The organism is Marinobacter sp. NSM, from assembly GCF_052380025.1.
Lineage (GTDB): Bacteria > Pseudomonadota > Gammaproteobacteria > Pseudomonadales > Oleiphilaceae > Marinobacter.
The window spans coordinates 14,159-36,607 of sequence record NZ_JBQTCK010000013.1; the positions used below are offsets into that span (position 1 = coordinate 14,159).

The following is a 22,449-nucleotide window of genomic DNA, read 5'->3' on the forward strand; positions in this document are numbered from 1 at the left end:
TTATTCACCTCGAATGATTGCGGAGAGTTTTGCTTTAACGTGTTCGCTGATATCCGCAATCACTGCGGACTCTTTTGGGCCTGCATCACGCAGGATCACGGTCTTTAGGCTTGCCACGAACTTGCATGCCTCAGACCTAGAGAAGCCTCCAGCATCACGCAGGAGGGCTTCAAAATCTTTTATAGCGTCGGCCTCGTCGATGGCGCTCTTTACGTCGCCAATCTGTGCAGCCAGGTCAGCAGGACGCTCGACTACGCTGATTTCAATCAGGTCAATTTCCTGCAGATCCTCGCCGCCGGTTTCGTTGCTGACCGCTTTTACAGGCCGGTAGCCAATGGACAGGCCGTGAACCGCGCCATGCTTCAGGAGCGCATAGGCGTCTTCGGCAACGGAGTGGCCCGGAGTCAATTCCCCTTCCACGTAAAGACCCTTTTCGTCTTCCACTATGTGGGTCCACTTGCCAATGACAGGTCCGAAGTGATTCCAGCGCATTTCAACGGGGCGTTGACGCCCTTCCAGAGTGGCCTTGTACGCTCCCGGCATGATCGTATCGCCGTAGCTATCCACACCACCGAATACGCTGGCATACCCGCTGAATTTGCGGCCATCATCGGCCAGCTTTACCTCGACCGCATCAAGTGCCAGGTTCTTACGCTTCATCATCTTGGGTTCCTCGCGGTGTCGGGGCTTGGCCCGCCATATCAATCGGCACCATGGCGCCCTGAACAAGTAATTGATTTCCGCCATCCAACGCCCTGCGGCCCTCTGCTTGGCGGGCTTCGTTCGGTGTCATCTGGCCGGAGTTGATGGCGATTCTGTAACCCTCCATCCGGCTCTTGAGATCCGCACGAAGAAGGGCGTCGAAGTCAAAGCGGGCTTCGTAGCCATCTTCGTCGATCAGCCAGCGCAGGATTGCGGCCTCGAATTTCTCCAGATAGGGGCGCAGGTTCAGCTTGTAAAAGCCCTGCATAATCTCGAAGACATTGGAGCCAAGGGACGACTGGCCGAACGTCTGGTTCAGAAGGATGCTCGGAACCCCCAAAAAGCGGCCAATGTCCTCGATCTGGAAGCGGCGACTATCCAGCAGCTGGATATCCTGCGGTGTCATGCTGACTTGGTGGTACTGCATGCCGGCTTCGAGCACGAACAGGCGGTCGTCGTTGCCTTCGCTCATCTGGGAGAAGTTCTTGCGAATGGCGGCCCGCTGCTCTGGCGTCAGCGTCTTGTCGATACTCAGGACGCCGGAGGGCTTGGCACCATTGCTGTACATCTTGCTGACGCGGTTATCAGACGCGATGGCAATGCCGATGGACTGCCGGGCGTAGCTGAGCGGACTCATGCCCACGATGCCGTTGCCGAACAGCTTGACGTGCCACATGCTGTCCGATGAGTACACTTTTACGTCAGCGCCGTTGGTGTACTTGTGGATCACAGTGCCGTCCTGAAGTAACTCGGTTTCGACCTGCGCAGACGACACTGGAAGCAGGCCAACAATGCGCCGGCCAGTGCGCTGAATGATGGCGTAGGCATTGCCGCTGACCGTGAGGTTGAGCGCCATGCTCTCCCAGAACTCAACCGGTGACTGATACTGGTTCGGGCGGCTGGTCAGAACGCGGTGAAGCGGGTGCTCTGTCGCCTCTTCTCGGCCTTCAGGGCCGGATTTGTAGAGGTGGAAGGGCAGGGAGCCGATAGACTCGGAGATAATACGAGCTGCCGCCCACACGGCGCTGATTTGCATGGCCGTGTCAAAGTTAACTTCCGCTGCAGAGTCGGTGCTGTATCCGCCCGGCTGGCCAGACTGGAGCCCCGGCTCTCGTGCCGGTGAGCCAGGCCCCCGGAAGAAGTTTCTGATTGCGTAGAATAGGCTCATAGCACAAGCGGGTCCGATAAGAATGAATCAATGTCGAGGCGATCAACTTCGTGGCCAGCCCCAACACCCAAGGCCATGGCCAGCGCCACCATGCCGTCAATCCGGCCGGTGGCTTTGTGCTTGTCGAGTTTGCGGTTGTTCGCGGGGTCTTTCGTGACCACGGCGTTCGCGGCGCACATGGTCAAAACAGGGTGCATGCCATGCCGGATGCGGGCGTTCAGTAGATCAGCCTCCAGTGCGTCCAGGGCTGGCGACATATCCTTGAAGCCTTGGCCAAACTCTGACATCGGGAAATCCAGGCCCAGTCGCTCAAGCTCTTTCTTGAACACGTCCATCCGCCAGCGGTCGAAGCCGATCACCTGAACGTCAAGGTCGGCCATGATGTCGGCCATGTCGGCGGCCACGAACGCATAGTCCACCGTCGCGCCCGGGGTAGTCCGGAGCCAGCCTTCACGCGCCCACACGTCGTAGGGCACCCGGTCACGCTTGGCCCTGTCATAAATTCCCTGCTCGGGAACCCAGAAGAACGGCAGAACATGCTTAACGCCGTCCTCGTCAGCCCCGGCCAGTACCAGGGAGGTCAGGTCGGTGCGGGCCGACAGGTCGAGGCCGCCGTATACCTGCAACCCCTGAAGCGGCGAGGGCTCACCACCGCAGGACTCCCAGACGCCCTTGGAGACGAACGGCGACACTGTGGACACTCGCTGATTCAGGCATAGGTTGCGGAACGTGGATTCTGAACTCGGCATCCGCTCGGCTCGCTCTGCCTGCTTTTCCAGATCCGGCAGGGACCGGAACAGCCCCAGTGCCGGGTTGGCCGCCTTCCAAGCTTTTCGGTCGGTCAGCTTGGCGTCTTTCGGGGCCTGGTACAGGTGGCTGACGATGTGCGGGTCTTTGGATCGCTCCGCATCGTCGAGCCAGATGGAAAACAGGTCGTTGTCAGTGGCCGCCTGGGTGCTGATCGCAATCAGTAGCGGGTCTTCGTGTGCGCCCTGGGCGGTGGTGATCGCGTCCACAAATTCAGATTGAGGCCCGCGTACCTGGCCGATTTCGTCCAGAATGGCCAGAACCGGAGATAGGCCGTGCGTCGTCTTGCCTTCAGCCGCCAGCGCCTTATATTCCACATTCATCGGCTTGCCGATCAGCCGCTTGCCGCTCGGGATGATGTGGACAATCTCACTCAGCTTCGGGTTGAGCTGGATCATCTTGCAGGCCAGAGCGAACACGATGCCCGCCTGCTCCCGACTCATAGCGCCGGACACGATCTGGCTGTTCTGCTTCGCCTCCGGCCCGACCAGGTGAGCAAGGAGTATTCCGGCGATCAGGCCGGTCTTTCCGTTCTTCCTGGCGATGCTCAGGTAGGCGATTGAGGTGCCGGCCTTGTTGTCGTATACGTCCAGCAGGAACCGCTTCTGGAAGGGCGCCAGCTTGATGGGCTGCCCAATCAACTTCCCTTCAGGTACGCGGCAATACTGCTCGATGAATGCTATGACGCGCTGACCGCGAGTTGGCTTTCTGGCCATCAGTGCATCGGCTTAGCCAGGAGGCTGTCGCCCTCAGAGGCTTCTGCGAATTCAGACGCCTGTCGGTGGGCTGAGTTCTGGTCTACCTGTTCTCGTGATTTGCCCTGAGTGGCCTCGGCATGGATCTGCAAGTGAGCGCTCAGCAAGCGGACGCGCTTGGCCAGCATGTCGGCACGCTTCTCCAGCTCCTTGGCATCGAACGGCTGCTCTTCGCCCTCGGGCAGCAAGGCGAGAGCCATATTCTTTTCCAGCTCCTCCGAAATTCGCTCCAGGCGGTACATGCACCGAGCAACTTCAGCCGCCATGACCAAATCATTCTTGGTCCAGGCCCGCTTCGCCTTGGCCGTTGTCACAAGCTCCCAGAACGGCTGTACGGCTTCGCTGATTGTCACCCCCGCCGGAGGCTTCGGGGCACCGCTGAGCGCCCCCTGAACAATCTCAGTGCGGCCAGCAGCGCTGTCTGATCTTTTGCGCTTGGTCATAACATGCTCAAGTGAGTTACCGTTAAAAAAGAGTTTCGGGGGCGGTCTTTGTTGGCACGGTTTTTGAGGTTGGGCCCACCCCTCCCTTGCCGTGTGCAGGGCTATCGGTTCCAGTGGTGCGACGGATCAAGCGGGGCGCCTGTGGTGTCGCTGCCTACCTCTGCAACTCCGCGCTTCTCGGCCTTCTGCTTAGATGCGTCGTGATGAGTTGCGCACAAGCTTTGCAGGTTGTCGGCATCAAAGAACAGCGCCTCATCGCCCTTGTGCGGAACGATATGGTCAGCCACCGTTGCGGCTTCAACCTTGCCTTGCTGCTGGCAGTACCGACACAGCGGCTCTTTGGTCAGCTGGTCACGCCTAAGCGCCTTCCACTCCTTTCGGTTGTACAGGTGGCGCCATGGGCGGTTGTCGTCGTACTTCATCGGCTAACCGGTGAACCATCAAGGTAAGTGGCCGGCTCCTGTTCCTCGTCATCCAGACCTTCAGCCTCGGCCATCGCCTGAACCAGTGCAGCCTGAGTGTCAGCCATACGGTTGATGGCGTCAGTCTGCTCCCTCATGGCCAGCATCAGCTCGGTGAATTGCTCGTCAGTCACTTGGTCATCTCGCTGATAGCGTCAATGAGCCCGTGCTGTCGGACTCTGCACTCGTGGTAGAGGCTGGCCCAGTCTCGCATGGTCAGCACGACGTCTTGCCCAGTGCCATCAGTTAGCTGGGGAAGGGCGCTCGGAACCTTGATCATCAAGCTCTGCGGGGGCTGCACCCATGGCGAGGCTGTTGAGCAGCCGGAAAGAATCACCATCAGGAGGCACGCATATATTACGAAAAACCGGTTGCTGTATCTCACGGATGATGCCTCTATCGATTACACGCTCATTGGCTTTGAGACCTTGCAGCTTGGAATCCACCAGGCCGGCAACCTCAGACATATCGCCGCGTATCTCGGCAGCCAGGTCACGCTGGGCCTTCATGATGGCCAGCTCTTTGCTGTCCTCAAGCCAGCCTCGGGCAGTCCAGCCTGAACCAGCCACAAATGCCAGCAGCAGGACACCGGCCAGCGGCTTAATCAACTTCGCTTTCAGGATCATTTCTTGGGCCTGCTGAACGCTTCAATCGCGTTGTTTCCGTAGTAGCCGATCACAATCACCGCAAAGGCCCAGCCCAGGGATTCAATCAGCGGCAGGTTTGAGGCTCGCAACTCAAAGAACAGGCCAGCCGCCAGGGTAACGAGCAGCGCGCCCATGGCCGTGTAAGCCAGCCGGCGGCGGTGCTTCCAGTAGCGTTCTGGGTCTGGGTGGCTATCGCTCACGGCTCTGGCTCTCGATCAAGCGATCCAGCTTGTTGTTTATCATCCTGAGATCGACCCGAAGCTCGTCGAACTTCTTCTCTGTCCTGGTCTGGTCACTCACACGCTCTGTCTGCAGGTGCTTGATGTTCAGCTCCAGGTTGCTGATTCGGGTGTCTTGGCCGGCAAAGAACCAGAGAGCCCCGACGATCAGCCCAATGGTTGTCCCAATGTGGGCAACCGACACGCTCTTATCTAAGTGCCACCCTCTGCGATCTGGCATATCCGTCACCGTTTCACCTCGCCAGTCCGCATGATCTCGGCCAGCTCCTGGGCGCGATTTCCTACCTGACGAGCCCAGCGGCTATCCAGCATTTGCCTGGCTGCCTCCGGGTAATCCTTTCGACTGATTGCGGCCCACGTCTTTCGAAACGCCATCAGGCCATAGAATCCAAGATTAAACGCCATATTCGCCAGAACCGTCTGGCGCACCTCGTCCAGCTCGTTGTATTCGTCCACGGTATTCAGGTACTGCTCAACCTGGTCAATGTCATTGTCGAGCATGAAATCCGCTTCTTCCCGGCTGATACCAACGTCCTCCAGATTCCGGCCATGCCCAATCGTCAACTTGCCCACGGTGTCTCGGTAGGGCTTCAGGCGCAGGCCTTCATGCCGCTCAAGTTGTGATCTCAGCAGTTCGCGATTCATAGGCGGTATTCTGGTCTGGAAAGTAAAAACCCCGGCGTGCTGGGCAGCGGCCGGGGTCGTGTTGTCTGGCCGCGCTGAACGGGGCCGTAACTCTGTCTGCACTTACGGACTGGCAGATGAGATAACCCCGGCGTACACAAGGCAGAGGCCGGGGCGTATAAAACCCGCCGATTTGAGCATGGTCCCGCGGGATTTCGCGGCAGAGGCTTGGCGGGTGTTTTGGTGGCTGTTGCGTTACAAAGAGGGCGCCAACCTCACCGAGCGGCTATGTGTTGTGCCAGTCAGGCCGCACGTTGTATCTGGACCAGGCACAAAAAAACCGCCAACTCGGGTGAGGGCGGTTTCGTTTGGGGTCATTTCGACCAGTTAGCAAACAGTGTAGCCGCTGGACCCCTGAAGTCAATACCTCATTAAGCAGCGCAGGCCTCGGCGAAGCCCAGCCGGCATTCCAGCTGGCTGTAACCCTTGGTCACGCGGCGCTGAAACACTTTCACGGTGCAGCCCACAAGCTGGGCGCATGCCGCATCGTTCCAGTGGATTTCATAGCGCTGCTCGGTAAAAGGGTCAACGGCCACCTTTGTGCGGCCCCGATAGAACCGGTCAACCACCAGGGCTTCGACGAACAACGGAGACTTCTTGCTCATGGCGCTCAAGCGCTCATAGGCCCGGGCGAACTCCTCCGGCGTATTCCGCAGCCGGATCTTCTCCAGCTTGTCCGCCAGCACACAGAACTCACTGAACCTAGACCCGGATGGCGGCCTGCCCTCAAAGTCGGCCCACATGCCCATAATGCTGCGGCCCTGGTGCGCGATCTGGTCGATGGTGTCCAATCCCTGCAGGTATGCAATGAACCGATCCACCTCCCGCTGGGCAGCTTCCCGGGCTCGTCTCTGCTCTGCTGTTCTCCGATTCTGTTCTGCCATTACCCACTCCGCATCCCGTTGAACATCGCCCGTATGGTTCTTTCGTCCATTTCTGACTGCTGTTTCAGCCATTGTTCCAGTTGCCCCCGACTGATCCGCTTTCGCCGGAACAGACCCCACTTGGTCATAGCTTCAGCTTTCAGTGCCTCCCAGCGTTTCAGGCATTCGGCCTTATGCTGTTCTGGCGTCATGCCGCCCCCTTGATCGTAATCACCCCCATACCGAACAGCTCTCGCCAGGTGCGCATCTGTGCCCGGCGCAGGTACCAGTCTTTGTGCTCCCGCTCCATGGGTGGCCACTTCACCCGACCATCGATCACCGAATGGCAGGCATCGCAGGCAAAGCAGGCGCTCAGGTCGTCAGCCTTCCTGGCAATGCCATGGCTCTCGTCTGGAAGATGGGCCAGTACGGTGGTGTTCCAGTCACCGTTGCACACGCCAACGATCTGCAAGGTGCACTCCTGACCCCGGGCCGCGTTCCGGATATGGTTCGAGCGAATGGGCGTTGGTTTCTTCAGCATGTCAGTCTCCGTGGTACCGTGATCCGCCAGCGCCATAACCCCTGCCGGCTTCGCCAGACTTCAGCTCGGCGATCTGCAGCCTAAGCTTGCGGTTTTCGTCTTGCAGATCGTTGCAGGCCATACGCAACAAAACCTTTGCGTCATCGTCTTTGAGCGGCGCCCCGTCCTGCAGCCGGCCGACACCGAAACAGGTAAAGCAGGGCATGGTGTGGAACACGCCCTGCACAAAGCCCCGGTGGCAGTCAGGGCAGGGGGCGGTTTCCATGCGCTTTGGCGTCAGATCGGGGCCGGCCTTCTTCTTCACGCCACCACCTCCTTGCGCCCGTGCCGGTGAGGGCTCAAGTATCCGGCCAGATCCAGCTCCACCTGGATATCGGGAACAGTTACCTGGTAATGCCGGGCCAGCGCATTCAGGGTCAGCCGCTCGGATCGGCTTGCCAGGGACTTGTGCTCGCTGTAGCAGGCCCGTACCAGGGCAGACTCATCAGCCGATAGCGCCTCAGTAGGCATGTTCTCGATGGCACGGTTAACCGCGTGCACGCTTACTTCAAATTTCGCCGCTAGCCGCGCAGGGGAAAGCTCGTTGGCATCTTGGCGAATCTTCACCCCGTACATATAGGCCTGGGCAGCGTTTCGGGCTCTCAGTTTGGTCAGGTGATCAATCACTTGCTCTTCCCTTCGGTCAGTTGCTTCCGGAGATCCGCCAGCAAGGCCTTCGCCTCCTTGCGGCTGGTTTTGGTGTGGGTTACGCCAGAGGCTGGCGGATTAGCGTTCTGGCTCACTGGCCACCTCCATTCCGGTAAGAGCTCCAGTCGAAGTCCAAAGCCTTGCCGCCGTTCTCACGGAGCCGGTCAACCACGCGCTCTCCGAGGCACTTGCTCAAGTCGCCGGCAGGCAGGTTGGTGACCACCACTGTTGGCTTTTCCAGCAGGTACCTGGCATTGATCGCTTCATAGGCCACGGTCTGCTCGAACTCCGTGAAGTTCTGCATGCCCACCTCGTCGATCACCACCAGCTCCGGCTTGGCGAACTTGTCGTAAACATCCTGTTCGCTGTAATCGGCGGACTTCCTCCAGCTGCCTTTCACCTCACGCACCAGCTCGGCAAACGTCCAGTAGGCGCCGGGCTTGCAGGTTCTCAGGATTACATCACGCAGTAGGGCGCAGGACAGGTGGGTTTTGCCGTTGCCCACGTTGCCCAGCAGGATCAGGGACCGGCCGCCGTGATCTCCGGAGGCCAGCAGATCGGCGTAGTCCTGAATCTTGCGCAGTATGCTGGCGGATTTGCCGTTCACGGGCTTGTAGTCAGCAAAGCCCTTATCGGAGAAACGCTTGGGAATATCGGCCTGGGCCACGTACCGGGATGCACGCTGGCGCATCATCTCCATCTGGCGCTGGCGTTCTTCCTCCCGCATCCGGGCTTGCAGGGCTTCTTCCGCGCACTCCGGGCAGCCCTTCCAGCCTTCGGAAACACGGCCCTTGCCGCTGTGGTGCACGTCGATGAAGTTTCCGTGCTGTTCGCACTCGCCCTTGCGGCGGTCATCGATGCCCAGGATGTGATCCATCTGCTCGTCGGGTTGCCCCAGCAGCTCAGAAATTAGCGACCCCATCGGGCACCTCCTGCTTCAGGCCTTGGCTGTAATCGATCTCACTGAATCCCGAATGCCGGGGACGGTCTGGAAAGGGCTCTGGCGGGGTCCACTCGTTTTCAAACTCGCAGGACGTGCCAAAGAACCGCACCGCTTGCATCACGTATTCGGTGTTGGCCTTCCCTGTGGACTGGCAGAACTTCGCGTAGCGGATCACGCCAGCGAGTATCACGGCGGGGTCGTGGCCCTCCTTGGTCCGGGCAGACCATGCCTTGAACGCCTGGCGCTTCGGATTGCTGCCGGGGCGCTTGGGGTATTTCTGCCAAGCCAGTTCGAATTCCTGTGGATAGGGCGGTTTTTTCTCGGATCTGCCAGCCTTGGCCGATTCACTCTGCGTGGGCGCATCGCTTGCCGATGGGCCAAGTGTTTTATTCTTTGTATCTGTATCTGTATCTGTATCTTTATTCGTTGGCTTCTCGCTGCCTTTTCGTTCCAACGGAATTTCAACGGGCGTTGAACGGTCGTTAACTTCCCGTTCGGATTTCGTTTGTTTTGAGCGCTTTCTTGCCTCTGCGGAAGCCCTTCCGGCCTTTACACGTTGTTCCTGAGCATCCTTCACGGCATCGAGGTCGCGCTCAATGCGGCCATGCACCCAAAATTCACCATCGTCCGCGAAGAACTCGCTCAACGAATCTTCAACGGAAGGCCAACGGTCGTTGGAAATCCGTGCAATCTTTTGCAGGCGCTTTTTGGGGATCGGCTTGCCGGTCTGCCAGTAGTTGAAGATCAGCAGCAGGTACGCGCCATGCTCTTCCGTAGTCAGATGCATGGTGTCGGCCAGGTAATCTGCCGTGTAAAGCTGGATATACGGTAGTGCGGCCATTACTGTACTGCTCCTTGCTGAATAAGTTTCCGAAACCGACGGTCCATACGCCGCTCGGCGTTGTACTGCTGCTGGCGGGCTTTGCGCCATTCCCGGTAAGGCTTGCCGGTGGCCATCTGGAATGCCCTGTCATCCACCAGATCGCCCCACTTGGTTTCGGTGATCCCGTTGCGGTAGAGGTACTGGTCACGGCAGCAGCGGTAGATGTGGCGCTTCTCTCTGGCCACATCCTTCGCCTTCAGGTAAGCGGCTGCCTCATCCGCCAGCTCGATCAGGAGCCGGGCTCGGGTGAATTGTTCGGGTGTCTGCTGAGCAGTCATGCAGCAACCTCCTGATCCAGAATCAGGTGGCTGAACTGGCCATCCCAGTCCTTCTTCATATCGAGGTGGCCCTTCTCATATTCGGCATACAGCCACTTGGCGCCCTTGAGGGTGAGGACCACCTTCTCGCAAAGCCGGCCTTCCTGGTTCAGCTCACGGCGTTCTGTGAAAAGCTTGTCCCTGTAGGCCGAGGCACTGCGGTACCCGTGAGACGTTTTGATGAGGCGCTTGCGCTCAACCAGCAGGGGCTGAACGCGGTTTACGTTCACGCCATTGAGCATCCGGCAGAATGCAGGCGGGGTAATACCGTTCTTCAGATTGGCCGCCAGATCGTTGCACACTGAGTTCAGGCGCTGGGTTTCGCTGCGGTAATGGTCAACCTGAGAGTTCAGGTCCTCGATGACAACCTTGGCCTGGGGGCTGAGGTTCTGCAGCCAGGCGGGGGTCTTTTGCTGGCCATCTAAGGCCTTGAGCCTTTTAACGACCGAGCGCCGTACCGCCTTGGATTCGCGCATCGATACCAGCAGGCATTGCTCGTGGGTTAGCAAGAAGGCCGATGTTGATGTGCTGTTCGGATTTTGAACTACGAAAGTTTCGTAGTGCTCCCCTTCCAGCTCGTCAGCAATTCTCGCGTGGAAATCGTTCCTGCGGATGGGGTTCTCACCGTGCTCTTTCCGGGCCCCGTTAACCATCTCCAGCAGATCGATGCTGGAGAGAGTCTCCGAATTAGAATTGAAGCTGTGGATAACTTCGTTCATAATCTTCTCCTGTACTTGGTTAACCCGGCGAGCTGTTCCACCAGCGTTTGAGCCGGGTTTTCTTTTTTCAGGCCTCTGGCCCTTTCCCCGTAATCACCACCCGAACCTCACCCAACGGCTTCACGATCTCGTCGCGCTTCAGGAATGGGTGCGTCCGAAAGTGGGAATCGTCGATTCCCAGGGCATCCGCCAGCCCATCACGGCCGGACTTGAACGCGGCAACCACGTTGTCGTCATCGCGTGCCCGGCGATCAGGTGGGCAGAAGTCCAGGAACACATGAATTTCACCGCCAGTGGCAACCAGATCGCGCAGGGGCTCCAGATCCCATTTGCCCTGGTTGATGGCCTTCCGCGATTCGACCTTGCACGTGTAGCGGTACATCTCTGCGGCCCGGGCAGGGTGATCTGCAATTTCTCTGGCATGACTGCTCCACTGTCCGGTTTTGTATTTCGTGACGTGTCACGCTCATAAAGCTAGCGGGTTATCCGGTATCACCGCCGTATACCTTTTGATGGGAGGTTACCCAGACCCCCTACCGGTGGGAGCCACATGCAGCTTGTCATCGCTGTTTGATGCGTCGGCCGGGAAACTCCCAACCCCTTACGCATCCGTGGAAGGCTCTACCTGACGCAGCAGACTGGGGACCTGCCAGGTCATCCTTGGTTGAGGGAGCAGAGCCCTCCCGGATACGGCCCGTCTTTCCGGGCTGTCAACGTGGTCACCTGGGGCGGAGGTCGTGACGGTCCTTTGGCCCACGCTGCTGGCGTTCTATCGGTGGTCCCTATCTCCACCTGCAATGTCGGCACCTCGGCTTACGCCTGGCCAGCGACTGTTACCGGCTGCTTCTGATAGCGCTGCAGCTCGCGCCTGCATCAATACCTGTATGAATAACCACCCATAGTCAGGCGGGTATTCCGCCAGCGATGGTGTGTTTCAATGGGAACCATCAGGCGGCCTCTCCGGATTGCTTATCCGCCGGGAGTCCGTCAGTAGGGTTCGGGTAGATGTCCGGCCTCGCTTCATGCGGCGTAACTCTCCATCCGGTCGATGCACAGACGGAAATGACGTTTGCAGGAGCTATCCGCCGGATACCGTTCCGGTAGTGCTTGATTGCAGAAACCGAAACGCCAAGTGTTTTGGCAGCAGATTCCGGCCCTACTTGCTGGATGAAGGTCTGTATGTTCATGAGGGATACGATATATATCATTCCGTATCGAGTCAAGTTGATTTGGATACAAAAAGTGTCGTTGCCAGAATGGATACATTGCGTACCATTCGAATTATGGAAAATTGGCAAGACCGCGTGCGGTCAGTAATGAGAGAGAAAGGGGTCACGCAAGACCGCCTTACATCTGTACTTGGTGTTTCTACCAGAGGTGCGGTCGGCCATTATTTGAGCGGACGAAGGGAGCCTTCTGCTTCTCAGCTTAAAGCTCTGGCTGAGTTCCTTGACGTTGATATCGACTGGCTTCTAACCGGCGAAGGGCCTAAGAAGAAAAATTTCGATATATTCGCTACAGCAATCAAGGTGTTTGCTAAGAAGCATCGAAGGCCAGGAGACGAGAACCTAACTGATCAAGAGGTCTATGACCGTTACGAGGCTGAGGAGGAAGCAAAAGAGCGTGCGATTCAGGATCAGCTCGATATCCAGAGTGGCAGATTTGAAGATGCTGCAGCGCTTGAAGAGCCAGACGAACTGGGGTTAACGGAGGTCAGAGAGCCAAGCGTCGCATATCTTAGAAGAAATGAACTGGAGTTCTTCGGGCACATGGATGCCTGGGACAGCAACACGCCATTGGATGAGGATGAAGTGGAGTTGCCTCTTTTCAGGGAAGTCGAGCTGGCGGCAGGAGGTGGCGCCACTCAGGTGATAGAGAACCACGGGGCAAAGCTTCGTTTTGCTAAATCCACCCTGCGCCGGGCTGGCGTACCAGCTGAATCCGCCGCATGCGCGTTTGTGCGTGGCAACTCCATGGAGCCGGTCATGCCCGATGGTACCTGTGTTGGCGTGAACACCGCCGATAAGGCCATCAAGGATGGCGAGATCTACGCGATCGACCACGGAGGCATGCTCCGCGTGAAGTACCTGCACCGACGCCCTGGTGGCGGCATCAAGATCGTGAGCCAGAATGCGAGTGAACATCCAGTTGAAGAAGTAACTGCTGAAGAGATGGCATCCAATGTCCGCGTGATTGGCCGTGTGTTTTGGTGGTCAGTATTGAGGTAAGGGCATAACCAATAAGGAGAAATGTTTTGGGAAGGGAAAAAAAGCGCAAGTCCATTCATTACAAAGTCGCCACGATATCGAACCAGACCCAGACTCTCCAGGAGATGCTTGAGGCCGCTCTGTGCGATCAAAGTGATGCGCATTACGCTGCCAATCGTATGGAGAAGATCAATCCAGATCATGACTCAATATGTCGCCTGATCAATCACCATACGGTCTTCCAAGGCATGTTTTTTGGGCAATTAGTCAGATTCGAATCTGGTCGAAGCCAAGTGCTTATGACTCTAGATGAGCAAGCCTCTGAATATTCGATCGACACCATCACTAGTGATGCTGTCGCTGGCGAAGAGGGAGAGTCGGAGTCTGAAAAGGTGCGGCGTAAGAAGGAGTTTATAGATTCGATTCTCTATTTCGGTTGCCTTGATAACCACATTGTTCTGATGCAATCCCAAGCATTGACGTCGAGAGAACTGGAGACCCATTTAAGCTGGCTTCTGGGTACCCGACTAAGCATCATGGCCAGGAATTCGGCCTTGATGCTGCAGGACAAAATCACGGAAGAGGTTCGCGCTAAGGTTGAACGATCGCCAGTTAAGACTGTCAGTATTGGTACGCCTGTCGAAACATCAGAACAACAGAGCGGTGATGACAGCGGCGAATCTGTCTCCAAAGGAGTTCAGTGGGTTCCTGCTGGCCGCGGCGCAGACATTTTAAGTGCCGCCATGGGGGCCGATTGGTTTAATAGGTTGAAGCTGGATGATTCGTTAGATGAAGCTAACCTTCAGGTACAGTTAAAGGTTACGTATTTGAGAAAGACCTCGAAAACCGGTCAGCAAATGTTGGATAATATCGCCGCCTCCATGAGGCACAGCCACGATGACGATGTGGTAGTGGAGCTCAAAGGCGGTGGCAAGTTGCTCGGCAAGGAAGTTCGCCTGAACGGTCATTTGAATGTCCAAGCCACAAATGGAATTGTCGATGAAAGTGACCTATACCATCAAATGCACACATGGCTTCTATCGAAAATCGATGATGACGAAATCGAATACATTGACCCGGATGGAGACGACTAGGCTGCCAGATCAGTCCGGTTGGACCGCTATGGGTGCGTTGGTCGTGATTGGAGCCGCAGCGGCCGGGGCATTATTGTTTGCCTATGTGTTTCAGACAACAGAAGCGCGACAAGCTATACCGTGGTACGTATGTTCTTTGATGCTGATTCCCGTAGGCATTGGCCTGTCTGCAATAAATAAACTGAACGACCTGCATTCCAATAGTGACGGCCTCAATAGAGATGAAAGGCGCCGGCTGGCCGGAATCGTTGATGAAAAGCTCCGTCAGATGTACCTAGCGATTTCGTTTTACGTAATTGCAGCGTTTGTATCGCTTGGCATTGTTCTCGTAGGCAAGGACCTGCCTGCTGTTCTGTCTTGGGGGGTTCCTCTGATTGGAGGCCTTCTCTTCATTTGCATTCTTAGTATCGGCTTCCTTTTGGCTCAGATCGCTGAGGCTCACAAATTTGTCGGAAAGCTCAAGAACCGAAAAGAATCGCAGAGAAATAAGCGAAAGCTTCGGGCCAGGACCGGCGTCAACCCTAGTCGTTAAAGCCCGCCCTCAAGCGGGCTTTTTCTTATCTGCAATAATCCGCCAGCAGCTGCTTGTAACGGCTGAACTGGGCCTGATCTGGCTGAAGGCCGTAGACCTTCACTATCCTCACAAACCGACTGACATACTGGCATTTGCCGGAGGGCGGTAACCAGCTTTCCGGGCCTTGGGCGCCTTTGCTTCGGTTCAGGCTGGCCTCTACCGGTATCAGGTTTACTGGATCGTTCGCGAACTTCTCTCGCTTTGCCTTCGTCCAGGAGCTGGCGCCGTGATCCCAGGCCCACTTCAGGGGCACCACATGGTCGATATCGATATCGCCGGCGTTCTGTATCACGTTTCCTGTAAACATGCTGATCCAGCGCCCGGTAACCACTCTACAGCGCCTTTCATCGGCAAACCTTACTGTCGTTGTGGAGGCGGAGATCAACGCTTCTGCACGGCTGTCCTGGCAATCCCCATCAATATCAGCCCACCCATGACCGAATTCGCTCCGATCGTAGCCGGTCGCTACTTGTGGGCCTTCGGCTTTGGCGATGACCAGATTCTTTGGCAGGCGGCCGCCTGACTGAATGCATTCTTCTGTTGAGCTGAACGCCTGGTAGTTCGTTGTTCTGTCGTAGTGCGAGCTGGCGGGCGGGTGGCAAATCCCTGACTTCGATTTCTTGACGACCTCTGCTTGTGTTGTGCCGGCGCTGACTATCAGCACTAGGGCGAAGAGGGTATTCACTACTGCTTTCAATGTGACGGTCTCCCTGATCGGTGAGGGCAGAACCATAGCCTATTTCGTGACGTCACGGAAATTTGCCCAAAAGGATACAAAATGTATTGACCAAAAGGATACATATTGTATACGCTGTATCCATAGTCGTTGATCAGGGAGACAACACCATGGGCCGCAGACAGAAACCACACTACCCCCGAATGACCGTCGAGCTGGCGGATACCACACTGCTTCCGCCTCGCCGTGCCGAAGTCGTCATGCTGGCGGCCCGGGGCATGAGCGCCAAAGAGATTGGCCGCGAACTCGATATCTCACCAGACACCGTTAACTGGCACCTCGACGAGGCCAAAGACCAGTTTCACGCGCACAGCAGGGTAGATCTGATTTCCCAGGGCTGGATGCAGGGCCTGTTCCGGGCCCGGATGCTCGCCTGGGCTTTGATGGCTTTCGCCATGCTGCCCGCGATGCGCAGCCGGCCCACGCCGATCAGTGGCGGCCGTCCTCCCGTTACCCAGAACACCATTGGCCGCACCGTTATCCGCGGCGTCTACGCATAAGGAGCACCATCATGGCAGCTGTAACTGTGGAATTTCCGGAGAACCTGACCCTGGCAAAGCTGGATCCGGCACTCCGCCAGCTGGCAACTGAGCTGGGTTGTGAGATTCGCCTGGGCGCTAATCGGACCTACAAGGTGATTCCAAGGGAACAAAACATCGTCCGTTTGCCGGTGCGGCTGCGGGCAATCAACCAACCAGGCCCCGGCGCGGCGTAAGGAGATCGGCATGCTGGTAGTTACCAGGAAGGACGGCGAAGCGCTGGTGATCACCCCGGAGAATGGGCCGGAGATCAAGGTGGTGATGATCCACAACAGCGGCAACACCGCCCGCATGGGAATCATCGCGCCCCAGTCTGTGACCATCGACCGCGAGGAGATCCACCTAAAGAAGCGGGAGGGCAAGCGCCGTGGCTGATGCATGGGCATGGATACATGAAGGGCAGGTGGCGGGAGCGTTTGTTCACAAGGGCCCCGCGGACTTCTGTACCGATCGGGCAGGTGGTTTTGTGATCCCTCTGCGGGCTGAAACTGCGAAGGTTCGTTACGCAGACGAGCTTTACCAGGTGCTCAAAGACCTGACCGGCCTGGCGAAGATGGCGGCATGCCCGCTGAACACATACAAAGCAGCGATCCGGAATTCCGACGAGCTGCTGAAGCAGATTGATCGGGAATCGACGGAGGAATCGAACCATGGCTGATGTTCTGGACGTGCTCGGAGCGATCAAGGAAGCCGAGCGCTCAACCAAAGCGATGATGGAGGCGTTCCCGGAATGGTCCGACAGGGCTTTCGCATCAAAGATTCTGGGCAACATGCGCAGCGGCGGGCTGATTCACAAGCGGTCGAACGGCTATTGGGCGCTGACTCAAAAGGGCCGCGAGCGGCTGGGAGGTGTCAGTGACCTGGGCAAGAAAGACGAAGCCCCGGAGCAAATCCCAGTAGAGGGGCCGGTGAACGAGAAGGTAACCGTGGTTTCGGACTGGGAACAGGGCATTCGTGACACGTCACGGAAAGCAGAAAGTGACGCGAAGGCCGAGCCGGTGAGCGCTTTTGATATGGCCCGGCGACTTCAGCACGAGATCCCGAACGGCAGCAGCCTGGTGATCGAGGCCGACGAGGTGTTCCTGGCATGGCGCGGGGCTCGGTTTGCCATCCAGAAGCCGGAAGACCTGGAGGCCTTCAAGGCCATTCAGGAAGCGTATGTGGGTGAGGTGGCGTGATGCTTATTGCCAGCTATGACCAGTGGAGTGACCTGAAGCGGCAGGCGCTGGAGGAGGATAACCCACCGGTTCCTTGTGAGGAATGCAAGGGAATGGGAGAGATTCACTCTTTATGCGATTGCTGTGGGAGCGAGCTGGACGAGTATTGCGAGGTCTGCGAGGGCGAAGGGGAGGTGTACTACCTGGACTCTCCGAATCCGCGAACGGGCGGCGAACTTTTGAGCCGGAAAGCTTATTTCCAAGAAGTGATTGATGACCTGAAGAAGTGGTGTGCCTATAGCAAGGACGACTTTCTCTCACTTGTTGGCCCGTTTGTCGATGAGTGTCGGAGGGGGCACTAACCATGGCTCGAAATCAGCAGAAGCCCCGCCAGCGCAAAGCGCACTGCGGCCAGAAGCGCGCCCAGCGCTTTTTCGGGCGAACCCGGATCTGGACCTGGGAAACCGACCGTGAGGTCGGCAGTGCCAGCCAGAATGCCGTTGCGGTTACCCGAACCATCAAAGGGTGGGAGCCGCTGGAGCCAAAGGTGGCTAACGCCGTTACCCGCCACCGGAACAGCTGGATCGTGTGCGTCCGAGCGCTCTGTTGGGACGGGGCCGGGACAGAGTGGGTAGAGGAAGAAGTCCGGATCATGGAGAACCAGCGCCTCAGCGAGTTTAACGACCTGTACCACGAACTGCGGACACTGGTTCTTCAGGCGCAGCGATACGACCAGGTTGTCGATGTTGGTTGGATTGCCGGCACCTGGCTTAAAGATCCCAAAGACGAAGAGCTCACCCTGGTCGATCTGGGCGCTTCGTCAAAAGCCCGCCAGCTGCTGTGGCGCCAAGTAAATGAGGATTACCAGGAGGAACGGAAAAGGGAGCTGGCAGCAGCATGAGATCGCCAGACGAAATCATTGAGCTGATTAAGAAAACGGGATTGGCCTACATCCACTCAAGCGGTTGCGCGGTGCTCAGTAACGGTACCTGGTTGCAGCCTGAGGAATGGGATGTGTGGTTGGAACACTTGAAAGACGTGGAGACAGAATCATGAGCAAAGGTCCTCAATATGTAATTGGAAGTTCAGCCAGCGACTGTGAGTGCGACATGATGCGCTCCGCGGAAGTCACACCAGTGAGTACTCTCGCCACCGTGGCCGAGACCCTGCACTACATGAACGCCAACGGCATCGAGAAGATCAGCCACCGGAAGGCCCTTATAAAGGCTGGCCGAAAGGCGCTGAATGTCCTGGGGGATGCGTGATGGCACTGAGTCCAGCCGAACGAAAGCGCCGCCAGCGGGAGCGGGAAAAGGAACTGGATGTGCAGACCTACCGAATGGAGCTCACCGGCACAGAACGCTGGTGCATCCAGAAAGCTGCAGCACGGCAGGGCTACGAAGATCAAACCGAATACCTCCTTAGCCTGGTGTACGCAGATCTCAAAAAGCCCGCCAGCCGGGCCTGCAACTACCCGGAGTGCAACTGCCCGTTTGATAAGCCTTCAGGGGCGGAGTGTTACCGGGGATATGAGGAGAGGGCAGCGTGAATTCCAAAGATTACACAGAGCAAGACCTGATGGATTACCAGGAACAGCTGTATAACCACGGCCCGACTTGTCCGGAGTGCGGCGAAGGGGCAATGAACGCGAAGAACCCGGCCGATCCTAACTGTGATGAATTCTACTGCGGCGAGTGCTTGTTCAATGATTCGGATAATGAGGGCTAATCATGACCTTTGAAGAATACGCACAGAAGCACCTCGGCACTGCCGGGCTCAGCTTTGCGGGCATTGAGCTGGTTCGCATGGGGTGGAATGCCCGGGCCAGCCATGGCAACTGTCAAGGAATCCTTGATAGCTCAGCATGCGAAGTATCTATCACCCCGGAAATGATCGAGGCCGGCGCCCAGCGCCTGGTGGCATGGGAAGAAAACAGCGAGTGGCCGGATAGCTGGAGCCCGATGGTGGTTGCAGCGGCCCGAAACGATGCTGAGCGGGTGATTCGGTCAGCGCTGAATGCGCGGCCAGACCATATTCCTGACACCAGGAAAATGGTCCAGGGCGATGTGTCCAGCATGGGTATGTTGACCATCGAAGAAACGGAAGAAACGCACCGACGAGCAATTCTGGTGACGTTTGAAACGGATGAAGAAATCAATGCTGCACTTAGTCATCGCCAGTGCCGGTTTACGGTGTTTGGGGGTGATGTGTGATTGACGTTATCCAGAGGCTACACCGAGAGCGTGATGCGCTCGAAGCAAAGACAGAAAAGCTATGCAAGTTCATCGCATCTCGAAGGCACGAGGAATTGCCAGACTTCCAGCGTGAAATGCTGGTTGCTCAATACCATGCAATGCAGACCTATCTCGGGATTTTGAAGTTGCGGATCGCGGACCTTATGACGCCGGAGCATGTGGAATGAACATCGAACTAAAACCAATCGCACAGAAGAAACTCGATCAGATGGGCGCAACCGTCCATGGCGTGCTGGTCAAGAACGAAGCCGGGGCATGGGCGGCGGTATCTGAGGCGGGGCGGGTGATGTGGCTGGATGATTTTGAGGATCAGGGCGGCGAGTATGCGGCCTATCTTGAGGGCATGAATAGCCATCTGAAAGCAGAGCCGGAAGCCGCCCGCACCCAAAGTGGGCAGGAAGTGATGGGCTGGGTTATGCCGTCAGCCATGAAAAATGATGGTCTGAACTTCACCGCCGATAAAAAACTGGCAGAGAGCTGGATGAAATTTTCCAGCGAGGTAACGCCTGTATACATCAGGCCCGCCCAGCAAGACCCAGACCTGCAACTGATACATGAGCGTGACCACTGGGAGGAAAAGGCAACGGAGCTGGCCGAAGACGTTGGCAAACTGCTCGGTGTCGAAGTAGGCGAACACTCCAGTGCGAACTGCCCGGTGCAGAATGCTATTGATGCAGTGTTTCGAGCAACTGAATACCCCGCCCAGCAAGGGAGTGTGCCGGATTACGTAAACGAGGCATTGCAGAGACTCATTGAGAATGGTGGCAACCTTGGCCCAGCAAGCAGAGAAGACGCTTTGGTGGTTGCTCAATACCGGCGCGAGCTGCTTGCCACACCCCAGCCAGAGGGTGATGGGTGGACTAAGTGCAGCGAGAGGCTGCCAACTGATGCAGATTCTGACTGCGAGGGCTGTGTATGGGTTTCTGATGGGGATCTTGTTTATACAGGGTATTTTGGGCATGTCGAGGCGGTATCCGATCACTACTGGAAACCAACCGGCCTCAAGCGCCCACAACCGCCCTCGAAGGAAGGCGGATGATGACTGAATACAAAACCCGAACCACACAACTCGTGGTGCACCCGGCAAATGACAGCTCCACATTTAGCGAGATGGCCACCAGAGTCAGCATTGACGACGAGGGCGGCGGGGAGTTTCTCAAAGTCGAGCAAACAAACACCGGCGCAATTTTGATTAACCCGGGCGAGTGGCCAGCCATCAGGGAAGCCATAGACCGGATGGCGGCGGAATGCAGGAGCGAACAATGAACCAGGCGCAGCTTTTCGAGCCCGAAGTAAAGCCGGCCGGTTACAGCCCCGCCAGCCCTCGCTGGTATCGAGGCCGGCAGATCCCGGCAACGTATCTGGAGCACCAGGGCATGAGGGCAGTGCAATGTCCGACGCTTGAGTGGGTGATGGACGAGATCATGGAGGCGCTGCGGGGCGGGCCGCTACTGTGCCGGGAAATGCACCTGTATACGGCATCACCGGTGCGCATTGATGTGGTGGCGAAGCATGTGCACCTGCTGGTGGAGATTGGCCTGGTGCGGATGGATTACCGGTTTGACTGGCCCCGGGATCGTGGCGGCAGCAATCCGGCCGTTGTTGAGTCGGTGGAGGTGTAGCTGTGAAACTCATTAAAGCAACCCAGTTCCGGACCCGCTACTTTGAAAAGGGGAGTGAGCCGGACATGAAGACGCTGAAAAAGTGCATCGATGAGGGTGAGCTGCCGGGCCAGCGTATCGGAACCATCTATTACGTTGACCTGGACCGCCTGAAAGTGTCGAACAACCCGCTGGTGAATAAGGTGCTGGCAGCATGAGCCCAAGGCCACGTAGACCGAAGAACAAGGCATTGCCGCCAAATCTGTATCCGAACAACGGTGGCAAGTCATACCAATACCGTCACCCGGTCACCGGAAAGTTCCACGGTATGGGTTCCAATAAGGCCCAGGCCATCGCGGCTGCCAAGGAGCTGAATGCGCACCTGATGCCGGAAAATGACCTGGTGGCGAAGGTGCTGGGAAATATCACTGTCCGCCAGCATATCCAGTGGTTCTTCGAAAACGTGGCGCCAGAACGGGAATACAAGCCAAGCACCCTGGAGATGTATCGGGTTCAGGCTCGTAAGTTGGAGGCTGCCATGGGGGATGTGGCGGTCGAGGACGTGAGCGTTCAGGACATTGCCGAGCTATTGGAAAAGTATTCGCCGCGGTCAGCGAACCAGATTCGTCAGGTGGCTGCAGGGTTGTTTCGGGTAGCGGTAAGCCGAGGCCTCCGATCAGACAACCCCGCCGAGGCTACGCTTAAGCGCAGAGAGAAGAAGGCCCGCCGGCGGCTCACTCAGGCGCAGTACGACACCATCCATGCGAGGTGCCCGGCATGGGCCCAGAACGCCATGGATCTCGCTCTTATTACGCTGCAACGCCGGGGTGATGTGTCGCGGATGAAGTTCGACAATATCCGTGACGAAAAGCTGTACGTGGTGCAGGAGAAAACGGAGAAGTACGACACCGGCTATTTGGCCATCAGCATTGGTCCGAAGCTGAAGAAGGTGATCCGGCGGTGCCGTGACGATCTGGCCAGTCCCTACCTGGTGCATCGAAGGCCGGAGCGGAAGATAAAAGAGCGGGAGGGGATGGACCACTGGACGCAGGTTCGCCCGCAGATGATTACCAGGGCATTCGCTGAAGCTCGGGACGAATCCGGACTGTTCGACGGCGTGCCTGAAAATGAGCGGCCAACCTTCCACGAGATCCGGGCGCTGGGCATCAAGCGTTACCGGGACAAAGGCGAAGACCCGCAACAACTGGCGGGCCATGCCAGCGCAAAAATGACCAGCAACTATGACTCAGGACACGATGAAATCCGGTGGGTAGAGGTTGCTGCAGAGTAGGGGGTTTTGGTTTTCTATTGGTTGTATTTTGGTTGGCCCAAAACGAAAAAAGGCAGACGCCTTGTAAGTGTCTGCCTTTTCGGGGAATTCTGGTCGGGACGGTAGGATTTGAACCTACGACCCCTTGCACCCCATG

42 protein-coding genes and 1 pseudogene are annotated in these 22,449 nt (G+C 57.3%); 22 read left to right on the forward strand and 21 right to left on the reverse strand.

Annotation, left to right across the window (positions count from 1 at the left end; all coding sequences use genetic code 11):
• From ACTZWX_RS17270 to ACTZWX_RS17365, 20 genes are all read right to left on the reverse strand, one after another.
• Complete coding sequence (locus tag ACTZWX_RS17270) at positions 1 to 663, reverse strand: HK97 family phage prohead protease (protein WP_444714969.1); 663 nt, start codon at positions 661 to 663, stop codon at positions 1 to 3.
• Positions 650 to 1,870, reverse strand: a complete 1,221-nt coding sequence (locus ACTZWX_RS17275) for a phage portal protein (RefSeq protein ID WP_444714970.1) — start codon at positions 1,868 to 1,870, stop codon at positions 650 to 652. Before ACTZWX_RS17275 ends, ACTZWX_RS17270 begins: the two co-directional genes overlap by 14 nt.
• The gene (locus tag ACTZWX_RS17280) at positions 1,867 to 3,393 is read right to left on the reverse strand and encodes a terminase large subunit (protein WP_444714971.1); all 1,527 of its coding nucleotides are present in this window, start codon (positions 3,391 to 3,393) and stop codon (positions 1,867 to 1,869) included. The genes ACTZWX_RS17275 and ACTZWX_RS17280 overlap by 4 nt, the downstream gene beginning before the upstream one ends.
• Positions 3,393 to 3,875, reverse strand: a complete 483-nt coding sequence (locus ACTZWX_RS17285; protein ID WP_444714972.1) for a hypothetical protein — start codon at positions 3,873 to 3,875, stop codon at positions 3,393 to 3,395. Before ACTZWX_RS17285 ends, ACTZWX_RS17280 begins: the two co-directional genes overlap by 1 nt.
• 101 nt (positions 3,876 to 3,976) lie before the next feature.
• A complete protein-coding gene (locus tag ACTZWX_RS17290; RefSeq protein WP_444714973.1) occupies positions 3,977 to 4,297 on the reverse strand; it encodes an HNH endonuclease in 321 nt (106 codons plus the stop codon).
• Positions 4,294 to 4,470 (reverse strand): hypothetical protein, encoded by a 177-nt coding sequence (locus ACTZWX_RS17295; RefSeq protein WP_444714974.1) that lies wholly within the window; start codon positions 4,468 to 4,470, stop codon positions 4,294 to 4,296. The genes ACTZWX_RS17290 and ACTZWX_RS17295 overlap by 4 nt, the downstream gene beginning before the upstream one ends.
• 108 nt (positions 4,471 to 4,578) lie before the next feature.
• Positions 4,579 to 4,962: a hypothetical protein gene (locus tag ACTZWX_RS17300; protein WP_444714975.1), complete on the reverse strand. Its 384-nt coding sequence runs from the start codon at positions 4,960 to 4,962 to the stop codon at positions 4,579 to 4,581.
• On the reverse strand, positions 4,959 to 5,183 hold the full coding sequence (locus tag ACTZWX_RS17305) for a hypothetical protein (protein ID WP_444714976.1): 225 nt from the start codon (positions 5,181 to 5,183) through the stop codon (positions 4,959 to 4,961). The genes ACTZWX_RS17300 and ACTZWX_RS17305 overlap by 4 nt, the downstream gene beginning before the upstream one ends.
• On the reverse strand, positions 5,173 to 5,442 hold the full coding sequence (locus ACTZWX_RS17310; RefSeq protein ID WP_444714977.1) for a hypothetical protein: 270 nt from the start codon (positions 5,440 to 5,442) through the stop codon (positions 5,173 to 5,175). Before ACTZWX_RS17310 ends, ACTZWX_RS17305 begins: the two co-directional genes overlap by 11 nt.
• A gap of 5 nt (positions 5,443 to 5,447) precedes the next feature.
• Positions 5,448 to 5,867, reverse strand: a complete 420-nt coding sequence (locus ACTZWX_RS17315; protein WP_444714978.1) for a glycoside hydrolase family protein — start codon at positions 5,865 to 5,867, stop codon at positions 5,448 to 5,450.
• A gap of 410 nt (positions 5,868 to 6,277) precedes the next feature.
• Positions 6,278 to 6,790, reverse strand: a complete 513-nt coding sequence (locus tag ACTZWX_RS17320; RefSeq protein WP_444714979.1) for a hypothetical protein — start codon at positions 6,788 to 6,790, stop codon at positions 6,278 to 6,280.
• Entirely contained in the window at positions 6,790 to 6,981 is a 192-nt protein-coding gene (locus ACTZWX_RS17325; protein WP_444714980.1) for a hypothetical protein, read from the reverse strand. The genes ACTZWX_RS17320 and ACTZWX_RS17325 overlap by 1 nt, the downstream gene beginning before the upstream one ends.
• On the reverse strand, positions 6,978 to 7,310 hold the full coding sequence (locus tag ACTZWX_RS17330) for a nuclease domain-containing protein (RefSeq protein ID WP_444714981.1): 333 nt from the start codon (positions 7,308 to 7,310) through the stop codon (positions 6,978 to 6,980). Before ACTZWX_RS17330 ends, ACTZWX_RS17325 begins: the two co-directional genes overlap by 4 nt.
• Before the next feature lies 1 nt (position 7,311).
• The gene (locus ACTZWX_RS17335; protein ID WP_444714982.1) at positions 7,312 to 7,614 is read right to left on the reverse strand and encodes a hypothetical protein; all 303 of its coding nucleotides are present in this window, start codon (positions 7,612 to 7,614) and stop codon (positions 7,312 to 7,314) included.
• Positions 7,611 to 7,976 carry a hypothetical protein gene (locus ACTZWX_RS17340; RefSeq protein WP_444714983.1) on the reverse strand — a complete coding sequence of 122 codons (366 nt, stop codon included), beginning with the start codon at positions 7,974 to 7,976 and terminating at the stop codon, positions 7,611 to 7,613. The genes ACTZWX_RS17335 and ACTZWX_RS17340 overlap by 4 nt, the downstream gene beginning before the upstream one ends.
• 112 nt (positions 7,977 to 8,088) lie before the next feature.
• Positions 8,089 to 8,919 carry an ATP-binding protein gene (locus tag ACTZWX_RS17345; RefSeq protein WP_444714984.1) on the reverse strand — a complete coding sequence of 277 codons (831 nt, stop codon included), beginning with the start codon at positions 8,917 to 8,919 and terminating at the stop codon, positions 8,089 to 8,091.
• Positions 8,900 to 9,781 carry a YdaU family protein gene (locus ACTZWX_RS17350; protein ID WP_444714985.1) on the reverse strand — a complete coding sequence of 294 codons (882 nt, stop codon included), beginning with the start codon at positions 9,779 to 9,781 and terminating at the stop codon, positions 8,900 to 8,902. Before ACTZWX_RS17350 ends, ACTZWX_RS17345 begins: the two co-directional genes overlap by 20 nt.
• Positions 9,781 to 10,101, reverse strand: a complete 321-nt coding sequence (locus ACTZWX_RS17355; protein ID WP_444714986.1) for a hypothetical protein — start codon at positions 10,099 to 10,101, stop codon at positions 9,781 to 9,783. Before ACTZWX_RS17355 ends, ACTZWX_RS17350 begins: the two co-directional genes overlap by 1 nt.
• Positions 10,098 to 10,859: a hypothetical protein gene (locus ACTZWX_RS17360; RefSeq protein ID WP_444714987.1), complete on the reverse strand. Its 762-nt coding sequence runs from the start codon at positions 10,857 to 10,859 to the stop codon at positions 10,098 to 10,100. Before ACTZWX_RS17360 ends, ACTZWX_RS17355 begins: the two co-directional genes overlap by 4 nt.
• A 67-nt stretch (positions 10,860 to 10,926) precedes the next feature.
• Positions 10,927 to 11,241 (reverse strand): endodeoxyribonuclease RusA, encoded by a 315-nt coding sequence (locus ACTZWX_RS17365; RefSeq protein ID WP_444714988.1) that lies wholly within the window; start codon positions 11,239 to 11,241, stop codon positions 10,927 to 10,929.
• Between the two features lie 778 nt (positions 11,242 to 12,019).
• Between ACTZWX_RS17365 and ACTZWX_RS17370 the strand changes: the two genes are divergently transcribed.
• Genes ACTZWX_RS17370 through ACTZWX_RS17380 form a run of 3 tightly spaced genes read left to right on the forward strand, consistent with a single transcriptional unit; the run spans position 12,020 to position 14,692 of the window.
• Positions 12,020 to 13,087 carry an XRE family transcriptional regulator gene (locus ACTZWX_RS17370; RefSeq protein WP_444714989.1) on the forward strand — a complete coding sequence of 356 codons (1,068 nt, stop codon included), beginning with the start codon at positions 12,020 to 12,022 and terminating at the stop codon, positions 13,085 to 13,087.
• Between the two features lie 26 nt (positions 13,088 to 13,113).
• Positions 13,114 to 14,160, forward strand: a complete 1,047-nt coding sequence (locus tag ACTZWX_RS17375; RefSeq protein ID WP_444714990.1) for a hypothetical protein — start codon at positions 13,114 to 13,116, stop codon at positions 14,158 to 14,160.
• A 28-nt stretch (positions 14,161 to 14,188) separates the two neighbouring features.
• Positions 14,189 to 14,692, forward strand: coding sequence for a hypothetical protein (locus ACTZWX_RS17380; protein WP_444714991.1), 504 nt, complete (start codon positions 14,189 to 14,191; stop codon positions 14,690 to 14,692).
• Positions 14,693 to 14,717: 25 nt separating this feature from the next.
• Here ACTZWX_RS17380 and ACTZWX_RS17385 read toward each other — a convergent pair whose 3' ends face one another.
• On the reverse strand, positions 14,718 to 15,431 hold the full coding sequence (locus ACTZWX_RS17385; RefSeq protein WP_444714992.1) for an HNH endonuclease family protein: 714 nt from the start codon (positions 15,429 to 15,431) through the stop codon (positions 14,718 to 14,720).
• Positions 15,432 to 15,580: 149 nt separating this feature from the next.
• On the opposite strand from ACTZWX_RS17385, the gene ACTZWX_RS17390 reads away from it, so the two are divergent.
• The 19 genes and pseudogenes from ACTZWX_RS17390 (at position 15,581) to ACTZWX_RS17480 (ending at position 22,313) form a co-directional block, all read left to right on the forward strand.
• Positions 15,581 to 15,970, forward strand: a complete 390-nt coding sequence (locus tag ACTZWX_RS17390) for a response regulator transcription factor (protein ID WP_444714993.1) — start codon at positions 15,581 to 15,583, stop codon at positions 15,968 to 15,970.
• 11 nt (positions 15,971 to 15,981) lie between these two features.
• A complete protein-coding gene (locus ACTZWX_RS17395; protein ID WP_444714994.1) occupies positions 15,982 to 16,185 on the forward strand; it encodes a hypothetical protein in 204 nt (67 codons plus the stop codon).
• Positions 16,186 to 16,195: 10 nt separating this feature from the next.
• A complete protein-coding gene (locus ACTZWX_RS17400; protein WP_444714995.1) occupies positions 16,196 to 16,384 on the forward strand; it encodes a carbon storage regulator in 189 nt (62 codons plus the stop codon).
• Entirely contained in the window at positions 16,377 to 16,667 is a 291-nt protein-coding gene (locus tag ACTZWX_RS17405; protein ID WP_444714996.1) for a hypothetical protein, read from the forward strand. The genes ACTZWX_RS17400 and ACTZWX_RS17405 overlap by 8 nt, the downstream gene beginning before the upstream one ends.
• Positions 16,660 to 17,187 carry a hypothetical protein gene (locus ACTZWX_RS17410; RefSeq protein ID WP_444714997.1) on the forward strand — a complete coding sequence of 176 codons (528 nt, stop codon included), beginning with the start codon at positions 16,660 to 16,662 and terminating at the stop codon, positions 17,185 to 17,187. Before ACTZWX_RS17405 ends, ACTZWX_RS17410 begins: the two co-directional genes overlap by 8 nt.
• Positions 17,187 to 17,528: a hypothetical protein gene (locus ACTZWX_RS17415; RefSeq protein ID WP_444714998.1), complete on the forward strand. Its 342-nt coding sequence runs from the start codon at positions 17,187 to 17,189 to the stop codon at positions 17,526 to 17,528. The genes ACTZWX_RS17410 and ACTZWX_RS17415 overlap by 1 nt, the downstream gene beginning before the upstream one ends.
• 2 nt (positions 17,529 to 17,530) lie before the next feature.
• Positions 17,531 to 18,067, forward strand: a complete 537-nt coding sequence (locus ACTZWX_RS17420) for a hypothetical protein (RefSeq protein WP_444714999.1) — start codon at positions 17,531 to 17,533, stop codon at positions 18,065 to 18,067.
• Positions 18,064 to 18,222, forward strand: a complete 159-nt coding sequence (locus ACTZWX_RS17425; protein WP_444715000.1) for a hypothetical protein — start codon at positions 18,064 to 18,066, stop codon at positions 18,220 to 18,222. Before ACTZWX_RS17420 ends, ACTZWX_RS17425 begins: the two co-directional genes overlap by 4 nt.
• Complete coding sequence (locus ACTZWX_RS17430) at positions 18,219 to 18,431, forward strand: hypothetical protein (protein ID WP_444715001.1); 213 nt, start codon at positions 18,219 to 18,221, stop codon at positions 18,429 to 18,431. The genes ACTZWX_RS17425 and ACTZWX_RS17430 overlap by 4 nt, the downstream gene beginning before the upstream one ends.
• Positions 18,431 to 18,715, forward strand: coding sequence for a hypothetical protein (locus tag ACTZWX_RS17435; RefSeq protein WP_444715002.1), 285 nt, complete (start codon positions 18,431 to 18,433; stop codon positions 18,713 to 18,715). Before ACTZWX_RS17430 ends, ACTZWX_RS17435 begins: the two co-directional genes overlap by 1 nt.
• Positions 18,712 to 18,894 (forward strand): hypothetical protein, encoded by a 183-nt coding sequence (locus ACTZWX_RS17440; RefSeq protein ID WP_444715003.1) that lies wholly within the window; start codon positions 18,712 to 18,714, stop codon positions 18,892 to 18,894. Before ACTZWX_RS17435 ends, ACTZWX_RS17440 begins: the two co-directional genes overlap by 4 nt.
• Before the next feature lie 2 nt (positions 18,895 to 18,896).
• The gene (locus ACTZWX_RS17445; protein WP_444715004.1) at positions 18,897 to 19,379 is read left to right on the forward strand and encodes a hypothetical protein; all 483 of its coding nucleotides are present in this window, start codon (positions 18,897 to 18,899) and stop codon (positions 19,377 to 19,379) included.
• Positions 19,376 to 19,588, forward strand: coding sequence for a crAss001_48 related protein (locus ACTZWX_RS17450; protein WP_444715005.1), 213 nt, complete (start codon positions 19,376 to 19,378; stop codon positions 19,586 to 19,588). The genes ACTZWX_RS17445 and ACTZWX_RS17450 overlap by 4 nt, the downstream gene beginning before the upstream one ends.
• Positions 19,585 to 20,460, forward strand: a complete 876-nt coding sequence (locus tag ACTZWX_RS17455; RefSeq protein WP_444715006.1) for a hypothetical protein — start codon at positions 19,585 to 19,587, stop codon at positions 20,458 to 20,460. Before ACTZWX_RS17450 ends, ACTZWX_RS17455 begins: the two co-directional genes overlap by 4 nt.
• Positions 20,460 to 20,687, forward strand: a complete 228-nt coding sequence (locus tag ACTZWX_RS17460) for a hypothetical protein (protein ID WP_444715007.1) — start codon at positions 20,460 to 20,462, stop codon at positions 20,685 to 20,687. Before ACTZWX_RS17455 ends, ACTZWX_RS17460 begins: the two co-directional genes overlap by 1 nt.
• A complete protein-coding gene (locus ACTZWX_RS17465; RefSeq protein WP_444715008.1) occupies positions 20,684 to 21,043 on the forward strand; it encodes a hypothetical protein in 360 nt (119 codons plus the stop codon). The genes ACTZWX_RS17460 and ACTZWX_RS17465 overlap by 4 nt, the downstream gene beginning before the upstream one ends.
• 2 nt (positions 21,044 to 21,045) lie before the next feature.
• The gene (locus ACTZWX_RS17470; RefSeq protein ID WP_444715009.1) at positions 21,046 to 21,240 is read left to right on the forward strand and encodes a hypothetical protein; all 195 of its coding nucleotides are present in this window, start codon (positions 21,046 to 21,048) and stop codon (positions 21,238 to 21,240) included.
• Positions 21,237 to 21,350: pseudogene (locus ACTZWX_RS17475) on the forward strand (phage integrase Arm DNA-binding domain-containing protein); the annotation flags it as partial. The gene ACTZWX_RS17470 and the pseudogene ACTZWX_RS17475, both read left to right, overlap by 4 nt.
• Positions 21,351 to 22,313, forward strand: a complete 963-nt coding sequence (locus ACTZWX_RS17480; RefSeq protein ID WP_444715010.1) for a tyrosine-type recombinase/integrase — start codon at positions 21,351 to 21,353, stop codon at positions 22,311 to 22,313.
• Positions 22,314 to 22,449: the final 136 nt, after the last annotated feature.

Excerpts from the sequence above, each read along its gene's own strand:
- ACTZWX_RS17270 (WP_444714969.1), bottom strand. The coding sequence starts at position 663 with ATGATGAAGCGTAAGAACCTGGCACTTGATGCGGTCGAGGTAAAGCTG.
- ACTZWX_RS17275 (WP_444714970.1), bottom strand. The coding sequence starts at position 1,870 with ATGAGCCTATTCTACGCAATCAGAAACTTCTTCCGGGGGCCTGGCTCA.
- ACTZWX_RS17280 (WP_444714971.1), bottom strand. The coding sequence starts at position 3,393 with ATGGCCAGAAAGCCAACTCGCGGTCAGCGCGTCATAGCATTCATCGAG.
- ACTZWX_RS17285 (WP_444714972.1), bottom strand. The coding sequence starts at position 3,875 with ATGACCAAGCGCAAAAGATCAGACAGCGCTGCTGGCCGCACTGAGATT.
- ACTZWX_RS17290 (WP_444714973.1), bottom strand. The coding sequence starts at position 4,297 with ATGAAGTACGACGACAACCGCCCATGGCGCCACCTGTACAACCGAAAG.
- ACTZWX_RS17300 (WP_444714975.1), bottom strand. The coding sequence starts at position 4,962 with ATGATCCTGAAAGCGAAGTTGATTAAGCCGCTGGCCGGTGTCCTGCTG.
- ACTZWX_RS17310 (WP_444714977.1), bottom strand. The coding sequence starts at position 5,442 with ATGCCAGATCGCAGAGGGTGGCACTTAGATAAGAGCGTGTCGGTTGCC.
- ACTZWX_RS17315 (WP_444714978.1), bottom strand. The coding sequence starts at position 5,867 with ATGAATCGCGAACTGCTGAGATCACAACTTGAGCGGCATGAAGGCCTG.
- ACTZWX_RS17320 (WP_444714979.1), bottom strand. The coding sequence starts at position 6,790 with ATGGCAGAACAGAATCGGAGAACAGCAGAGCAGAGACGAGCCCGGGAA.
- ACTZWX_RS17325 (WP_444714980.1), bottom strand. The coding sequence starts at position 6,981 with ATGACGCCAGAACAGCATAAGGCCGAATGCCTGAAACGCTGGGAGGCA.
- ACTZWX_RS17330 (WP_444714981.1), bottom strand. The coding sequence starts at position 7,310 with ATGCTGAAGAAACCAACGCCCATTCGCTCGAACCATATCCGGAACGCG.
- ACTZWX_RS17345 (WP_444714984.1), bottom strand. The coding sequence starts at position 8,919 with ATGGGGTCGCTAATTTCTGAGCTGCTGGGGCAACCCGACGAGCAGATG.
- ACTZWX_RS17350 (WP_444714985.1), bottom strand. The coding sequence starts at position 9,781 with ATGGCCGCACTACCGTATATCCAGCTTTACACGGCAGATTACCTGGCC.
- ACTZWX_RS17355 (WP_444714986.1), bottom strand. The coding sequence starts at position 10,101 with ATGACTGCTCAGCAGACACCCGAACAATTCACCCGAGCCCGGCTCCTG.
- ACTZWX_RS17360 (WP_444714987.1), bottom strand. The coding sequence starts at position 10,859 with ATGAACGAAGTTATCCACAGCTTCAATTCTAATTCGGAGACTCTCTCC.
- ACTZWX_RS17365 (WP_444714988.1), bottom strand. The coding sequence starts at position 11,241 with ATGTACCGCTACACGTGCAAGGTCGAATCGCGGAAGGCCATCAACCAG.
- ACTZWX_RS17380 (WP_444714991.1), top strand. The coding sequence starts at position 14,189 with ATGGGTGCGTTGGTCGTGATTGGAGCCGCAGCGGCCGGGGCATTATTG.
- ACTZWX_RS17390 (WP_444714993.1), top strand. The coding sequence starts at position 15,581 with ATGGGCCGCAGACAGAAACCACACTACCCCCGAATGACCGTCGAGCTG.
- ACTZWX_RS17395 (WP_444714994.1), top strand. The coding sequence starts at position 15,982 with ATGGCAGCTGTAACTGTGGAATTTCCGGAGAACCTGACCCTGGCAAAG.
- ACTZWX_RS17400 (WP_444714995.1), top strand. The coding sequence starts at position 16,196 with ATGCTGGTAGTTACCAGGAAGGACGGCGAAGCGCTGGTGATCACCCCG.
- ACTZWX_RS17410 (WP_444714997.1), top strand. The coding sequence starts at position 16,660 with ATGGCTGATGTTCTGGACGTGCTCGGAGCGATCAAGGAAGCCGAGCGC.
- ACTZWX_RS17415 (WP_444714998.1), top strand. The coding sequence starts at position 17,187 with ATGCTTATTGCCAGCTATGACCAGTGGAGTGACCTGAAGCGGCAGGCG.
- ACTZWX_RS17420 (WP_444714999.1), top strand. The coding sequence starts at position 17,531 with ATGGCTCGAAATCAGCAGAAGCCCCGCCAGCGCAAAGCGCACTGCGGC.
- ACTZWX_RS17425 (WP_444715000.1), top strand. The coding sequence starts at position 18,064 with ATGAGATCGCCAGACGAAATCATTGAGCTGATTAAGAAAACGGGATTG.
- ACTZWX_RS17430 (WP_444715001.1), top strand. The coding sequence starts at position 18,219 with ATGAGCAAAGGTCCTCAATATGTAATTGGAAGTTCAGCCAGCGACTGT.
- ACTZWX_RS17435 (WP_444715002.1), top strand. The coding sequence starts at position 18,431 with ATGGCACTGAGTCCAGCCGAACGAAAGCGCCGCCAGCGGGAGCGGGAA.
- ACTZWX_RS17445 (WP_444715004.1), top strand. The coding sequence starts at position 18,897 with ATGACCTTTGAAGAATACGCACAGAAGCACCTCGGCACTGCCGGGCTC.
- ACTZWX_RS17455 (WP_444715006.1), top strand. The coding sequence starts at position 19,585 with ATGAACATCGAACTAAAACCAATCGCACAGAAGAAACTCGATCAGATG.
- ACTZWX_RS17460 (WP_444715007.1), top strand. The coding sequence starts at position 20,460 with ATGACTGAATACAAAACCCGAACCACACAACTCGTGGTGCACCCGGCA.
- ACTZWX_RS17465 (WP_444715008.1), top strand. The coding sequence starts at position 20,684 with ATGAACCAGGCGCAGCTTTTCGAGCCCGAAGTAAAGCCGGCCGGTTAC.
- ACTZWX_RS17480 (WP_444715010.1), top strand. The coding sequence starts at position 21,351 with ATGGGTTCCAATAAGGCCCAGGCCATCGCGGCTGCCAAGGAGCTGAAT.